The organism is Paraflavisolibacter caeni (assembly GCF_025628885.1).
Classification (GTDB): Bacteria; Bacteroidota; Bacteroidia; order Chitinophagales; family Chitinophagaceae; genus Flavisolibacter; species Flavisolibacter caeni.
In genome coordinates this window covers 17,950-33,333 of the sequence record NZ_JAOTIF010000033.1, presented here as the reverse complement: position 1 = coordinate 33,333, position 15,384 = coordinate 17,950, and the positions used below count along the sequence as shown (strand labels likewise).

Below are 15,384 nucleotides of genomic sequence, written 5' to 3'. Positions count from 1 at the left end.
ACTCTTAGCTATGGAATACAGTGCAGCGATAACCAAAATCCCCCGGAAGTTTTTACCAGAAGATTTTAAGGTGACTGACTGGGAAAGCCTTGAACCATATTTTAAAGAATTATTGGATAGGCCCATCAATTCTGTGCAGGAAATGCAAGACTGGTTGCAGGATCTTAGCGAGTTAGAAGCAGTGGTGGGCGAGGATGCTGCATGGCGGCAGATACGTATGACATGCGATACTGAGAACAAAGAGCTGGAAGAAGCCTTTAATTACTTTGTTCTCGAGATCGATCCTAAGATCAGGCCTTATGCAGATAAATTGAACCGTAAACTGGTGGATAGCCCTTATACAAAGGAGTTGGACCAGAAAGAATATTTTACTTACCTGCGTAATGTCAAAAAGAGCATAGACCTTTTCAGGGAAGAGAACATCCCCATATTGGCAGAAATTGCCGTGCAGGCCCAGCAGTTTGGTGTAATTAACGGGAAAATGACCGTTGAAGTAGACGGGAAAGAATATACCCTTCAGCAGGCCGCAAAATTCCTGGAAAGTCCTCATAGGGAATTACGCGAAGAGGTTTACCGTAAGATCCAGGAAAGAAGACTGCAGGATAAAGACAAACTGAACGATCTGTTTTCATCGCTCGTGCAAAAGCGCCACCAGGTTGCTTTGAATGCCGGATTCGAAAACTATCGTGATTACAAGTTTGCTGACCTTGGCCGGTTTGATTACAAGAAGGAAGATTGCTTCCAGTTTCACCATGCCGTAAAAACGCATGTACAGCCACTGGTTGATTATATTTACGACAGGAAGCGCCAGAAACTGGGACTGGATGCTTTACGCCCCTGGGACGTTGATGCAGAGCCGGAAGGTATTCTTCCGCTGACGCCATTCCGGAATGGCGAAGACCTGACCTTTAAGACCATTGAATGCTTCCGGCAGATGAACCCATTCTTTGCAGATTGCCTGATCAAAATGAAAGAAATGGGCCGCCTCGACCTGGACAGCCGCAAAGGCAAAGCTCCTGGCGGTTACAATTGTCCGTTGCCGGAAACCGGTGCTCCTTTCATTTTCATGAATGCCGCAGGGCAGATGCATGATGTAACCACTATGGTACATGAAGGTGGCCATGCGATTCATTCTTTCCTGGCACACCACCTGCCACTGACTGCTTTCAAAGATTATCCAATGGAGATCGCAGAAGTGGCCAGCATGACCATGGAACTCTTTAGTATGGAATACTGGGATGTATTCTTTGATGATGAAGAAGACCTGCGTCGCGCAAAGGAACACCAGATGGAAAGGGTGTTGACTATCTTCCCATGGATTGCAACCATCGATAAGTTCCAGCACTGGGTATACGAACATCCTGACCATACCCTGGAAGAAAGGGCCGAAAATTGGCGCAGCATCCTGAACGAGTTTACATCTATTGCGATGGATGTTTCTGGACTGGAGAACTACCGTCGTTATGGCTGGCAAAGACAGTTGCACTTGTTTGAAGTTCCATTTTATTACATTGAATATGGCATTGCACAATTAGGCGCTATCGGCTTGTGGAAGCAGTTCAAGGAAAACAAAGAAAAAGCAGTTCAAAACTATTTGAACGCGCTGCAGCTTGGTGGAACCAGAACGCTTCCTGAATTGTATGAAGCCGCTGGTTTGCAGTTCAATTTCTCTCCGGATTATATTAGTGAGTTGATGATCTTCGTGAAGGAGGAAATGGAGAAGTTCACGCATCCCAAGTCCTAAAATAAAAAAGCTGGCTTAGAGAGCCAGCTTTTTTATTTTAGGAACAATTCTTACACTTCCCCCTGATTACTACCTGGACACTTTCGGACTGGTACCCTTCGGGAAGTGTTATTTCTGGTGTCACAATATTATCTAGGCAAATGGTAGTGTTGCAGTTGGTACATACAAAATGCACGTGGTCGTCATGGTGGTGGTGCTCTGTGCAGTCTTTACACAAGGCATAAAGCACGGCATTGTCTGCTGTCGGGATGGTATGAACAATGCCTTTTTCAACAAAGGTTTGCAGTGTACGGTATATCGTGACGCGGTCAAACTTTTCGTCAGTTCGTTTTTCTATATCACCATGATTCAGGGCATCATTATTCACCAGGAAAAGTGATAATATTTTTTTACGGCTTTCAGTAATACTCAGGTGCTTGCGTCGCAAAACATTAGCCGCCCGGTTTTCTAATGATTTGGATTCTATTGGAGTCATACATATAGTATTTTCAGTTTTGAAATTCCCACTTTCCATTCTCCATTGGCTATTGACCATTCACTACTCACCATTTACGATTTCAAAAGTTTCCTGATCTGCTTGGACATTAGCTTCATTTCGCTCGGTTTTAAGCCATCATAGATCTTTACCACTTCACCTTTACGGTTCACCAAAGCTATGAATTGTGTATGCAAAAAATCATCCTCTGTACTTTGCAGGTTATTTGCGGGGTCGTCAATTTTATAGCTATGACGGGCCATATTGTACAGGCTGTCCTTGCGGCCGGTCAGGAATATCCACTGGGCCGTATTAACCTTCATGGAGTCTGCATAATGCTTCAACTTGGCTGAAGAATCCGTTTCCGGGTCGCAAGTATGTGAAAGGATCAGGAAATCTTTTTCTCCTTTAAATTCCTCATAAACTGATTTCATGTTTTTATTCAGCCTTGGACAAATACCCTTGCAGGTTGTAAAAAAGTATTCAACAGCTACTACCTTGCCTTCCAGGTTTTTTTCTGTAACAGTAGCTCCATCCTGGTTTTGAAAGGCAAAAGGCTGAACAGTGCCAATAGGAGGAGTGGTGATTGCTTTAAATCCAGGGCCAGCATTGGACATCACTACATAAAAGCCGATCACTAAAAAGAAGAAAAAGAGAACGTAAAAAAGGGTTTTTTTAGACATGGGAGAAAAATAATGGACGAAATTACCTAAGTTCAACTGGCTTCTAAAATGACAATCCTTCTGTAAATTGGGTTTTTAATGTTTTTTTATGAAAGAAGCGGCATTAGATTTTATGTGATAGCATTAAAAACCTCTTAACCAATCGTTTAAAAGATGAAAAAATTAATTCTTCTTACCGCAATCTTAGCAAGTTTATATAGTGCAGCTTTAGCACAGGAAGAAAATCCTGTTAAAAAATTACTGCAGGAACAAACAGAAGCCTGGAATAAAGGCAACCTGGAGGCTTTTATGGAAACCTACTGGCAAAATGATTCTCTGTTATTTGTCAGTAAGAACGGGGTTACCAGGGGATGGACGAATACCCTGGAGAACTATAAAAAGAGCTATCCCGATGTGGACGCAATGGGTAAGCTCTCATTCGACCTGATTGAAATAAAAGCTTTATCTCCTCAATCCTATTTTGTTGTGGGTAAATGGATGCTGGAAAAAAGTGTAGGTGAATTTAGTGGGTATTACACGCTGCTGATCCGCAAAATCAAAGGCGAATGGAAGATTGTTGCCGATCATAGTTCATAATCGGAACCTCGGATTGGGGCTAAACTTATTTCCACAATCTGTAATAATACCGAAGGAGGATCAGCAGGCTTAGAGCCACGCAAATGTAAAAGAGGATGTTATACCAGTGTAACCCACCGTTGACAATGGCCAGCTGAAAGTAGATACCTGAATACGCAATGGCGAGCAGCCACAAAAATCCATAACTGAAAGAGTTAATGATCTTTTTAAAATATCTCGTTACCTCTGGGTCAAAAAATGACATAAAAAGAAATGAACTATTAAGGTAATAAATATGATTGGAAAGTGACTGAATCGCCATTAAAAACATTAAAGTCAACCTTGGCTCTGATCCCATTCACACGTCCCTGCTCACTATGTTGCCAAAAGGTCCAGTCACGCCTGATTCTTGGTTGATGGGCTTCCAGATAGTGCGCTACCCATAAAGGATAATCATCAAAATGTCCTTCCAGGTAACGCTCATAAAAATATACATTGGTGTAAATAATAGGCTTTGTACCATAATATTCCTCCATGGTCAACAGCCAGTCTTTCACCCGTTTTCGGATATCCTCATCAGGCACACCGTGGGTTTTCTCCACATCCAGCACTGGAGGGAGGTCACCTGTTTCAAGGGTCACCCGTTTGATAAAGTTCTGTGCCTGTTTTTTACCATCTTTCGAGCAAATGAAGAAATGATAGGCTCCACGTGTAATGCCTGCATTTTTGGCCTTTTTCCAGTTGCGTTTGAAAAAGGGATCTACATTACCACTGCCTTCTGTGGCTTTGATAAAGGCAAAACTTAGTTTGATGTTTTCCACTTGCATATCCTTTACGCTTTCCCAGGAAATAATTTGCTGGTAGCGCGAAACATCTATTCCGTGGATGGAATATTTAGCGGGCATGGGTATGCCGAATTCTTCATAGCGTACAAATTCTAGTTTGCGGCTTTGCCACCAAATAACTCCTATATAACCAATGGCTCCAATTGCCACCATCGCCATTAAAAAAATAAACAGTTTTACAAAGCGGTAAGATTTCTTCTTTTTGGAAGGCATGCTGCAAAGTAAAATGCAAAACCACTGATTTTCAGGATTAAACTATGGATTTTTGGAATATTTATAGTTGTGATTACCCTGCTGGTTGGAAAGGTTTACAATAATCATGGGGACAGTTTTGTTGTGGATAAAAGGTGGAAAAACTACGGTTGTTCAGGCCCGTGCATAATTTATTTATAATATATAATAAAAAAAGGCAGTAGAAACCGCCTTCGCTTTGGTACTTTTAGTTCGAAGTACACATGAGAATATATTTGAAAGAATTAATTCGCTTCATCGAAAATAGGATTTATGTCTCTAAAAGCATGGATTTTATTTCCCTTTTTACATTTTTTTTGCTTTTGTAAATGTGTCTTTTATACATGAATATTTTTTAAATGGTTGAGAATCAAGAAGTTTTCGTTGTTTAGTGATTTGTAGTTTTTTTTGAAAAATTTATAAAAAAGGTGGAAAAAGCAAGATATTTATCTAATGATCATGCTTGCTTCCATTGAAAAATTATAAATCGAATTATTGCTTTACAAAAAACCTCAGCGCCGTGCCATAATGCTCGTTGTCTACCCTCCATGATGCACCTGTGGCTGTGAACGAAATATCCTCGGCTGCGAAGGGTCCATCTACCGTAGGTTGTGGAGGTGCTTCAAATACATGGAGTGCAGTTTCTACGTAATAAATAACAATTCCTCTGCCGACTGCAGCCCCACCTGGATTTTGCACACTGTACATGCCATTGCCTACTTTAGTGACAAACGCATTCTCATTTGTTGCTTGCCGGAGGTAGGTGCCGCTGTAGTCTACCGGATCGTTTACAGAAGTTACGGCAACATAGCGTGTAGCAACTGTTTCATAAGCTCCACTGGTACTGGTTTGAGAATAAGTGACTAAATACAACCCTGGTTTAGTAGTATTCACTGTGTTGGAAGCAGCCTGAATAGGAGTAGTGGTCCCTTCTTCTCCAGTATATTCAGCACCTGCATCTGTATAACTGGTACCAACAGGTATGCTGATCACATCTCCATTTTTGATGTTGATATATGGCACACTAAACACCTTTGACACATTGTCCGTGGTTTCTTTTTCGCAGGAAAAAAGCATCGAAATGCACAGTGCTGTTATGATTACTTTTATATTTTTCATAAATGAGAAATAATAAATGAATGATAAGATGGAGTGAATAGTGATGTATTAGGAATGGTAACTCATCACTGGTCACTCATCACTGATCCATTAGTTCTGCCCTGTTGTATTCACATCCCACCATACCTTGTCTGAAACCGTTTTTTGTGCCGGCGTATTAGCGTTACGGGTAACTTCAGAATCGGGATATAATATCCGGGTAGGGAATTTATTGCCGATGTTGGAAGAAACTGATATCTCAAAAAAGTTCGGATATCCGGTCCTTCGCCATTCTGTCCAGGCTTCAAGGTTTTGAGTACCAGACATGCTAGACCATTTTTGAGTGATGATGGCCTTTATTTTTTCTTCTTTTGATCCTGCATTTGGGAAGGCTACAGAAGACTGGCTGATGAAAGCATTGGCCTGGGCAATTGTAAAGCCCCAGCGCAGGAAGGAAGAAAGTATGGCCTGGTTGTACAATAGCTGTGCATTACCCGTGCCCCAGCCTCTTGCTGCTGCTTCGGCCTGCAAAAAGTAGCTTTCAGCAGCACTCATAAATACAACGGGAGCTGCTTCACCGCCATTGGGTCCGCCAATTTCAGGACCAGGCTTGGAGTAGCTATTGGCATTTTGGTTGATAAGGTTAGTGCCATTGCCCTGCTCGATACCAGCATGATGCCCTGCATTTGGAGGCAGCGTAGCTTGTTGATAAAACACATCCACGCGGGGGTCATGTGTGAGAGTGAAATAATTCAATGTTGTTTCGCTGGCCACTAGGTTGTCTTCTGTTAATGCCTGGTAAGTGGCAAACAATGGATTCTGGTTAAAAATTTCGTCTGTAAATGCCATTTCCGCATCTTCACCGGCTTCCAAAAACTGGGCACCGGAAGTATACAGCGCATTGATGCCTGCTTGGGCTACATCCGGCCTTACATATGCCTGTCTTAAGTAAACACGGAGTTTCAATGTGTTGGCGAACTTTTTCCACAATGTCATGTCTCCGCCAAAAAGAAAATCATCTTCACCCGGATGATCGTCGGAAGCTTCATCTATAAGGGCTACACCGTCTTCTATTAATTTCACTAGCCCGTTGTATACTTGCTCCTGGGTATCGTATTTAGGTGATGGGTTATTGGGGTCCAAGGCCTCCGAGAAGGGTATGTCGCCATGTAGGTCGGTCAGGTATTGATAAATATATGCCTGTAGAATTTTGCCAATGGCCGCATAGTTTTTCCGGTTGAGTCGTGTTCCTTCATCGATTAGATATTTAGAATCATTCAGTGGACCTGAATACAATTGAAGCCATTGCCGGTCGAAGTCGCTGGAAGTGATCGTGTATTGGTCAAAATTTTTATACTGGCTTCCGGTTGGACCTTGTGTCCAGTATTGCGACCACAGTCCCCCCAGGATTTGATATGGATTGCCCATAATGTAGGCTGTATAACCCTCGGCAGTCGGGAGTATTAAGTCAACAGACGATTCTGTAGGATTATTAGGGTCCGTGTTGACATCCAAAAAATCCTTTTCGCAGGACATTAACCCTACCGTCATCACGCCCAGGAAAACAATATGAAAAATATATTTATTCATGATTTTTGTTTTGTCAATAATGAAAGCTTTTTTATTCGTCACGTGTCCGCCTCTGGCGGATTCGTCATTCGAATCATTCATCATTCCAATCACAACGTAATTCTCACATTCGCACCATAACTCCTTGTAGAGGGAATACTTCCATATTCAAACCCTTGCAGGTTCCCTGTTCCCCACGAGTTGGTTTCTGGATCGCAATAGGTGTTTTCATCCGGGGTCCACAATACCAGGTTGCGGCCAATAAGGCCAACTTGTATGGCTGTAAACGGTGTTTTCTTTACCCAGTCTTGTGGTAGCTGGTAACTAAGTGATACTTCTCTCAATTTCAGGAAGGAAGCGTCTACCATGTTTTCGATCAGCGTGGGTGAAACAAAGTCTGTCCAGTAGTTTTGAGCATTCTCTACTTTAACGTCTGTATTTTCTGTGAATTTTCCATCAGGTGTTTGAATGACGCTGTTAGGCACAACAAAGGGCTCCCGGTCGTTGTATAGCGTCTTCGGATCTGTACCTATAAAGGCTTGCAAAAACTTTGTGCGTGACAGGAAAACGCCACCTTTGCGGCCGTCTAGCAAGGCTGTAAGGGTAAAACCTTTATAAGAAAAGCTGTTCATCAGGCTAGCCAGGTACTTTGGCTGTATATTACCATGAACTTGTGCTGTTGGTTCTGTTACAGGAAAGCCAGTTTCTTCATCTACTACTACTCGGCCCAAAGAATCACGCAAAAAGCCGGCGCCAAAGAAAGAACCATAAGGTTCGCCTACCTTCGCAATCAATGAGGCACCATTGATACCACCTATATCTACTTGGGTGACTCCTTCAAATAGGCTGACTACACGGCTTTTATTTTTAGTAAATGTTCCTGTTACTTCCCATGTGAAATCATTATTGCGCACAGGTTGCCCGCGCAGCATGAGTTCAAAACCTTTGTTAGTCACCTTTCCTACATTGATGATACGTGCTGTAAAGCCGGTGCTGCCTGCATAGGGCAGCGCAAGTATCTGGTCGCGGCTTGCATTACTGTAGTACGTTACATCAAAACCAATGCGGCTTTTGAGAAAAGATGCTTCTAGCCCTCCCTCATAAGAAGTAGTAAATTCTGGTGTCAGATCCGGGTTAGGAAGCGTATTGCTAACAGTGTAGCCCGGAACGCCATTGTGGGGGAATGTTAATTGAGAATTCTGGAATCCATCATCTATAGAGCCAGTGGGATATACTAATTGAAGCAAATAAGGATTGGCATCGTTACCCACTTTAGCGGCGCTGGCCCTCAGTTTGCCGTAAGTGAGCCATTCCGGCATCTCAAAAGCATCGCTGAATACAAAAGATGCATTGGCGCTGGGGTAAAAAAAGCTTCTGTTATCTTCTGGCAAAGTGGAAGACCAGTCGTTGCGGGCAGTCAGGCCAAGGAAGAGATAATTTTTATATGAAAAGTTGATATCAGCATACAATCCCCATAGTCTTTTGAGAGATGTAAAGTTTGAAACTTGTGGACGGTCCTTGCTATTGGATAGATTGTACAAGCCGGGCACCACAAGGCTGTTGACGGTACTTACTTGTAAATCCCTGTTTTGCTGGAATACATTATGACCTGCTAAAGCCCTAAGAGAAATATCTTCTGATAACTTGCGGTTAAAGGTCACAATCAGATCACTGGTCAGTTCTCTCAGGTTATAAGATCCTTCCTGGTACTGTCCGGGGAAATTGCTGCCGCTATTCTGGTTGTCATCAGGGATCACCCTTTTGGAGATCTGCTGCTTGCGCTTGTCGGTGGAAACATCCGTCCCAATACGGTACAAAATGTCCAGCCATTGTGTGGCCTTGAAACCCACTTCCACGCTGCCCAGCACACGGTCAACATTGGTATTGTAAGAATCTTCTCCAAGTAGATACCATGGGTTAACCGTATAAGCGCCATAATATCCCGAAAGCGTATTGAATTTATCGTTCTTATAATCCTTTAGTTCCAGCAGTGGAATGTCCCGCGGTGTTTGGATCACCTGGTCATAAGGAGACGGACCTTGCCCTTGTATGGAAAGGTCCCCGGAAGTGTGGATATAATTGACGGTGGCATTGGAGTAAAACTTATTGGACAGATCGGCTGTTCCAGTCAGGCGCACTGAGTTACGGGTATATTCCGTTCCCGGCATGATCCCTTTCTGGGTTACATTGTTGTACGAAACAAAATAGCTGTTGCGGTCGTTATTTTGAGAAAAGGATACATTGTTGTTATAATTCTGGCCAATGTTGAAAAACTCTTTGACGTTATCTTTCAATCCAATATAAGGCTTTACCTTTTGTTCGCCATCGATCACTTGGCCCCATGGACGTAGCTGTCCATCGAACTTGGGCCCCCAGCTAAAGTTTTCTCTAAGGTCCACTTCCTTCTGGCCCCCTTGGCCATACTCGTTTTGAAGATCGGGAAGTTTAAGAATAGATTCACGGCTATAGGAACTGCTAAAGCTGATCTCAGCACGTTTGCTTTTTAATCCCTTCCCATTCTTGGTAGTAATGATCAGTGCTCCGTTCGCAGCCCTGCTACCATACAAAGCCGCCGCTGCAGGACCTTTAAGAAGTGTCACTGATTCCACATCTTCCGGGTTGATATCGTTGCCCCGGTTACCAGGGTCTACCTGGTTGTTCAAGCTCTGGTTATCTTGGTTGTCTGGATCAGCCGGGTTACCCGATTCAAGGGAAGAATTGTTAATAGGAATGCCATCCACAACAATCAATGCCTGGTTATTGCCAAGTAAAGACGTGGGACCACGAAACTGAATACGCGTAGAACTGCCCACACCTCCTGATGTATTAGTGATTTGTACCCCTGCCACCTTACCTTGCAGGGAGTTGAGCACACTTCTTTCCCGGCCACGGGTAAGTTCCTCATTGCGGACCGTTGTGGCAGCATAGCCGATAGTTTTGGCCTCCCTGCGAATACCTACAGCAGTAACGACCACTTCGGATAATTCCCTGTTTTGATTGCGTAAGGAAATGCTGAGATTTTGATTGCTGCCAACAGGCACTTGCTGCGTTTCAAAACCCACCGATGACAATACAAGCGTGCTGCCCGGGGGAGCTAAAATGCTGAAGGAACCATCAGTATTTGTTTGGGTTGCAGTGGTGCTGCCTTGCACAGTAATGGTTGCACCTGCAACCGGGTTGCCATTTGCATCAGTAACCTTGCCGGTTATGGTGCGTTGTTGGGACAGCAATGTAAGGGCTGTAAAAAGAAGAATGAAAAGTGGTAACAATTTCCTCATGACTGTGGATTTGATTAGAGATATCAAAAAGGACAAGTATTGATTGCCAAATGCTGATATTAACGAAGCCTTATTTACCGAAGCATTATTTTTTGTGCCTGAAGCCGTATTATAATGTGCACATAAATATTATGCTACAATTTAATGGCCAAATAAAAAGCAACCTGTAAAGAAGTTTCCTGTTGAGTTAATGGACCTTATATTTTTTTTATCTAAACTCATCACTGATCCCTCATCACTTATTTCTAATCCCTCTCAACCATTCGTCCTCTAAAACAGTCCGTGTTAAGAAGAATTAACATCATCAGTTGTGTTGGTGAAAACTGTGTTTCAGTATGTGAAAGTTATATTTCAGTAAGCTGATTTAACGCTTAAAGTAAAGCATGGAAAATGATATGTTTTCAGTGGCATCAAAAGCCTTTACCACTAATATCAATTTCGTTTATCAAGACCCTATGCAGAACTAATTTGGCAGTGAGAAAAGAGCATTCCTTCACCTTCAAACCACTTATTATGAAAAAGATCTTATTAGGCCTGGCCTTTTTATTATCAACAACTGCATTTGCTCTGGATAACGACATAGATGAAACGATTGCTAAACGCTTTCATGAAACCTTCCCTACTGCCACTAATATAAAATGGTACACTTATGAAGATTACTATGAAGTGTTCTTCGACTATAACCAGGTCACCTGCCGTATTCATTACGACTTGAAAGGAAATGTGATTTCTGTAAGAAGGGATTATAGCGAGAAAGACCTTCCTGTTTTTATCCTGGCAAAATTGAAACAGAAGTATCCAAATAAGAAAGTATTTGGCGTTACAGAAATTCTTTCTGGCGACGAAGTGGTATATGAAATTGTATTAGAAGATGCCAAAACCTGGACAAGAGTCAACTCTGATGCTCATGGTTCAATGTATGTAACCAAAAAGTTTAAAAAAGCATAATGGGGTAACGAATGAATGTACCTGTATATTATCAGGCAAGGCATCCGCTAATCCTTGTGCTCCTTGGACAGGTTATAACTGGAATAAGCAACTACTTATTCCAGTTATTAGTTTATCATTTCAATATGACAGTCACACCATTAAATATTAACAATCCTTTGCTGGGTAATTAGTTTTAAATCAGCAAATAACTTTCCATCTTGTAGTAGCAACTTTGAGGGATTAATGGTGATGCTGTTGAATTCAGTAACTTTAAACCGTACCTTATGCACCAACATTTACTCAGAAGCTTATTACTTATTGTTATCTTATCGTCCTGTGCTTCTACTGCTCATCAAAAACGTGCAGACACCAGCAGGGGGAATTGGATCGGCACAACGCCGCCTGTTACCTCCAGTTTTAGGGACGTTGATACCACATTGATCATGCAGCCGGATTTACCGGCCGGTAAATCACCTGTTTCATTGATGGATCTGCCGAGGACCGAAGAAGGCGCCTTTGTTTTATCTCCCGGTTTGTATGAGGCCGATTTCAAGACCTATTGTCTCCAACCCGGAACGCCGGGACCTTCACCAAGTGATGTGTATTTCCAGGCACCTTTGGGGGGGGCGCGGAAAGATATGATTCAAGCCATTCTCTTTAATTCGCGGAAAGAATCTCAACTAGATCAGAAGAATGTCCAGCTATTATTGTGGTCTGTGGTCAGCCATTCCGATTTTTATAAGCTTTCACCTGAAGTACAATATACAGCCACGCAATTGCTTTCACGAAAGCAGTTATTCGAATTGCAGGGAGGGGTGTTGGGAGTTGTAAAAACAGTGGCCAGGATGGTGCCCACATTGAATAGCCAGAACGACATAGGGCAACTCTTTGACCTGAGTGTCAGGTCTTATGAGGCCTTTGAGCGGTTAGCAGTGTTGAATACTCCCGCCCCGATTTTGCGTACCGACTTAAAGCAGGATCAGTGGTATCGACAAGAGGAGGGCTATTATGTGCGGTACCTTCCCAATAACTATAAGCAAACCAGGATTCAGGTATATGTACCCGATAGTGTGGTTGATTCGGCTGCGTATGAATCCGGGAATTATCTTGTGTTTGATCCGACAAGTTGGGTGGTTGTAGCTGCCAATTCCAGGGCACAGCGACTTGGTATCGGAGGGCCGGTATTGGACATTGTCCGGTCTGTGATCCGTACTATCAAATCCGGCAAGGGAAGCCAGCATCCTAAGGAGACAAATAAAGGCAATGAAGCCAATAAAGGAAATGAGCCCAGTACAATGCAGTAAGCGATTACCATGTTTTAACTTTAATTATCTTCCACCTTTGATCAGGAAATAGACACTAGCTTCAAAATATTTATGCGACATATTACTTTGATTACAATTCTTTTGATTGGTTTTCAATTCACTTGTAGCTCCCAAACATATAGAATACCTGGCAATGTTAAACGAATAGTTATTTTGGGGAATAGTATTACTTATAGCGGCCTTTATGTATCATATATGGATGCATATTTAACACTTAGATATCCAGGAAGACATATTGAGTTTATTAATGTTGGCTTACCTAGCGAAACTGTCTCAGGTCTTTCGGAACCCAATCATGCTGGAGGGAAATTTCCGCGTCCGGATTTACATGAACGTTTAGAAAGAATTCTTACACAAACAAAGCCTGATTTGGTATTTGAATGTTATGGCATGAATGATGGTATTTACATGCCTTTTGATGAATCCCGTTTCCAAAAATATAAGGAAGGTATTAATTGGGTACATGAAAAGGTAACAGAATCAGGAATTCCAATAGTTCATCTGACGTCTCCCGTGTATGATGAACGTAAAGGAAGTGCATATGCAAATGTTCTTGACATTTATTCTGATTGGTTAATCAGTTGCCGGTACACTGCAAATTGGAATGTAATAGATATTCATTGGCCTATGAAGAAATATTTAGAAGAACAACGGCTTATTGATTCCACATTTAAATATGCAGAAGATGGCATTCATCCAAACGATATTGGGCATTGGATAATCGCAAAACAAATCCTTTTATCCTTGGGCGAGGTTCAGATATTAAAGGATAGTGATGTGAGAAGTGCTTTTTCTTCCTTTGTGAATGGTGAAAGCATTTTGAAACTTGTAGAAATGCGACAGGAAATAATGAGAGATGCATGGTTAACTTCAACTGGGCACAAGAGGCCAGGAATGAAAGTTGGACTACCCTTAAGTGAGGCACAACAGAAGAGGGATTCGATAGATAAGCAAATCGAATCACGCATCCGCCAGCCACTTCTTAAATAAAGGTGCTGTCTCCTGGCTCACAATAATATGATGGTGCCAGTCACTTAATGTGAGCTCTACCTGTAGCTTCACTCGTTCAAATGCTTTGAACGACCTTATAAAATTGATGTTGACAATATACTGGCGGTTTACCCGGAAAAAGCGATCCTTATCCAATTGCAGTTCGAGGTCCGATAGATTTTTGTCTGCCAGGTATTTCTTCCCGCATTTATCAAATACATACACTACTTTGTTCTCTGTATAAAACAACGCAATGTCATCAAGTTGCAGGGCTACATGTTCCATTCCTTTGCGCACCAATATCCTTGTTTTCTTTTTCTCGCCAAAGTGATTGATGAAATGATACAACGACTCATTGGCGCTCATAAAGTGCTTTTGCAGCTTTCTGTATTTCGTTAAAGCCTTTTGCAGATCATCTTTAGATACAGGCTTTAATAGGTAGTCAATACTGTTGTATTCAAATGCGGTCATCATGAACTTATCATAGCCTGTGATAAAGATGATAGGTGCATCGATATCTACTTCGTTGAAAATAGAAAAAGATAGGCCGTCAGTTAATTGCACGTCACTGAGAATGAGATCAGCCTCTGCATCCTGCGATAAAAAACGGATGCTTTCCTCCACACTGGTTAAAATCGCTTTGATTTCAATGTCGGCCGCTGCTTCATACAATGTTTTGACCAGCGCATCGCAGGCATACTTTTCATCTTCGATGATAATAATCTTGGTCATAATTGTTCCTGTTTGATTAAGGGGATCTTCACAATAAACCTGGAATCCTTTTCATAGATTACGATGTCCTTATTGCAGATCAACCTGTAATGGGTTCTCAGTTTGGCGAGCCCCACCTTAGTTGATACTACTGCGTAATTCTTGCTTCTTTTATTGTTTTCAACCTTCAGGTATTCTCCATTCAGGGAAATCATTATTTGCAAAGGATCAGCTTCTGTAAAGTAATTGTGCTTGATTGCATTTTCTATCAATAACTGTAGCGAGCAGGGAATGATCATGATCGACTCTTCTCCCTTACTGAAATTTAAATGCAGGTTTATTTTGTGATCATAGCGGATACGCAAGAGGTAGAAATAATCATCAATGAAGTTGAGTTCATCTTCAAGAGAAATCAACTCCTTGTCTTTGTTGATCAAAAGGTATTTGTAAACAACAGCCAACTTATTGGTAAACATCTGTGCTTTCTCTGCATCAACACTGATGAGTTGCGAAAGTGTGGTCAGTGAATTAAAAACAAAGTGAGGCTCCAATTCTCCTTTAACTGCAGAGAGTTCTGCTTGCAGTCGTTCTTTATCCAACTGGTCTACAATCATTACGTCTAATTCCCTTTCTTTCGATAGAAATAAAGCCTCATAAACCAATGTTAGGAACATCACAATCCCAGCGGCTATGAAACCACAATTAAGAGCTGGTTGAATATAGTTGTTCTTTAATGAAATTGTTTGCCATAATAAAGCTGAGGCCGTAGCTATTGTAAAACCGTACAAGGCCGTTAGACTGCAGAGCAGGAATAGCTTTAAAAATATTTTTTTACGAATGGTCTTATTCCTTCGTACGTTGGATATAATCCAAACTGATCCCTGCCAGATGATATACGATGTAGCGATAAAAGACAGGTTAGATACAAGGACTCTGACCGCGCTCATCTG

The 15,384-nt window shown here is 42.0% G+C and carries 13 protein-coding genes; 5 read left to right on the top strand and 8 right to left on the bottom strand.

All coding sequences use genetic code 11. The features are described from left to right. Positions 1 to 10 precede the first annotated feature (10 nt). Positions 11 to 1,744: a M3 family oligoendopeptidase gene (locus tag OCK74_RS24925; RefSeq protein ID WP_279299829.1), complete on the top strand. Its 1,734-nt coding sequence runs from the start codon at positions 11 to 13 to the stop codon at positions 1,742 to 1,744. Between the two features lie 37 nt (positions 1,745 to 1,781). On the opposite strand, the gene OCK74_RS24920 is transcribed toward OCK74_RS24925, so the two are convergent. Beyond that, positions 1,782 to 2,219, bottom strand: coding sequence for a Fur family transcriptional regulator (locus OCK74_RS24920; protein ID WP_279299828.1), 438 nt, complete (start codon positions 2,217 to 2,219; stop codon positions 1,782 to 1,784). A 74-nt stretch (positions 2,220 to 2,293) separates the two neighbouring features. Further along, a complete protein-coding gene (locus tag OCK74_RS24915; RefSeq protein ID WP_279299827.1) occupies positions 2,294 to 2,902 on the bottom strand; it encodes an SCO family protein in 609 nt (202 codons plus the stop codon). Between the two features lie 153 nt (positions 2,903 to 3,055). Between OCK74_RS24915 and OCK74_RS24910 the strand changes: the two genes are divergently transcribed. Beyond that, positions 3,056 to 3,478, top strand: a complete 423-nt coding sequence (locus OCK74_RS24910; RefSeq protein ID WP_279299826.1) for a YybH family protein — start codon at positions 3,056 to 3,058, stop codon at positions 3,476 to 3,478. 260 nt (positions 3,479 to 3,738) lie between these two features. On the opposite strand, the gene OCK74_RS24905 is transcribed toward OCK74_RS24910, so the two are convergent. The 4 genes from OCK74_RS24905 to OCK74_RS24890 all read right to left on the bottom strand — a co-directional run bounded on the left by OCK74_RS24905 (position 3,739) and on the right by OCK74_RS24890 (position 10,478). Continuing rightward, positions 3,739 to 4,515, bottom strand: a complete 777-nt coding sequence (locus OCK74_RS24905; protein ID WP_279299825.1) for a glycoside hydrolase family 25 protein — start codon at positions 4,513 to 4,515, stop codon at positions 3,739 to 3,741. Positions 4,516 to 5,025: 510 nt separating this feature from the next. After that, positions 5,026 to 5,652, bottom strand: coding sequence for an immunoglobulin-like domain-containing protein (locus OCK74_RS24900; protein WP_279299824.1), 627 nt, complete (start codon positions 5,650 to 5,652; stop codon positions 5,026 to 5,028). 90 nt (positions 5,653 to 5,742) lie between these two features. Beyond that, entirely contained in the window at positions 5,743 to 7,221 is a 1,479-nt protein-coding gene (locus OCK74_RS24895) for a SusD/RagB family nutrient-binding outer membrane lipoprotein (RefSeq protein ID WP_279299823.1), read from the bottom strand. Between the two features lie 89 nt (positions 7,222 to 7,310). Next, positions 7,311 to 10,478, bottom strand: coding sequence for a SusC/RagA family TonB-linked outer membrane protein (locus tag OCK74_RS24890; protein ID WP_279299822.1), 3,168 nt, complete (start codon positions 10,476 to 10,478; stop codon positions 7,311 to 7,313). Positions 10,479 to 10,991: 513 nt separating this feature from the next. Between OCK74_RS24890 and OCK74_RS24885 the strand changes: the two genes are divergently transcribed. From OCK74_RS24885 to OCK74_RS24875, 3 genes are all read left to right on the top strand, one after another. Next, positions 10,992 to 11,426: a hypothetical protein gene (locus OCK74_RS24885; protein ID WP_279299821.1), complete on the top strand. Its 435-nt coding sequence runs from the start codon at positions 10,992 to 10,994 to the stop codon at positions 11,424 to 11,426. A gap of 266 nt (positions 11,427 to 11,692) precedes the next feature. Beyond that, entirely contained in the window at positions 11,693 to 12,712 is a 1,020-nt protein-coding gene (locus tag OCK74_RS24880) for a hypothetical protein (RefSeq protein WP_279299820.1), read from the top strand. Between the two features lie 72 nt (positions 12,713 to 12,784). After that, positions 12,785 to 13,723 carry an SGNH/GDSL hydrolase family protein gene (locus OCK74_RS24875; protein ID WP_279299819.1) on the top strand — a complete coding sequence of 313 codons (939 nt, stop codon included), beginning with the start codon at positions 12,785 to 12,787 and terminating at the stop codon, positions 13,721 to 13,723. Here the strand turns inward: OCK74_RS24875 and OCK74_RS24870 are convergent. Both OCK74_RS24870 and OCK74_RS24865 read right to left on the bottom strand, forming a co-directional pair. Further along, on the bottom strand, positions 13,694 to 14,455 hold the full coding sequence (locus OCK74_RS24870; protein WP_279299818.1) for a LytR/AlgR family response regulator transcription factor: 762 nt from the start codon (positions 14,453 to 14,455) through the stop codon (positions 13,694 to 13,696). The genes OCK74_RS24875 and OCK74_RS24870 overlap by 30 nt on opposite strands. Then, positions 14,452 to 15,381 carry a sensor histidine kinase gene (locus OCK74_RS24865; protein ID WP_279299817.1) on the bottom strand — a complete coding sequence of 310 codons (930 nt, stop codon included), beginning with the start codon at positions 15,379 to 15,381 and terminating at the stop codon, positions 14,452 to 14,454. Before OCK74_RS24865 ends, OCK74_RS24870 begins: the two co-directional genes overlap by 4 nt. Positions 15,382 to 15,384 lie beyond the last annotated feature (3 nt).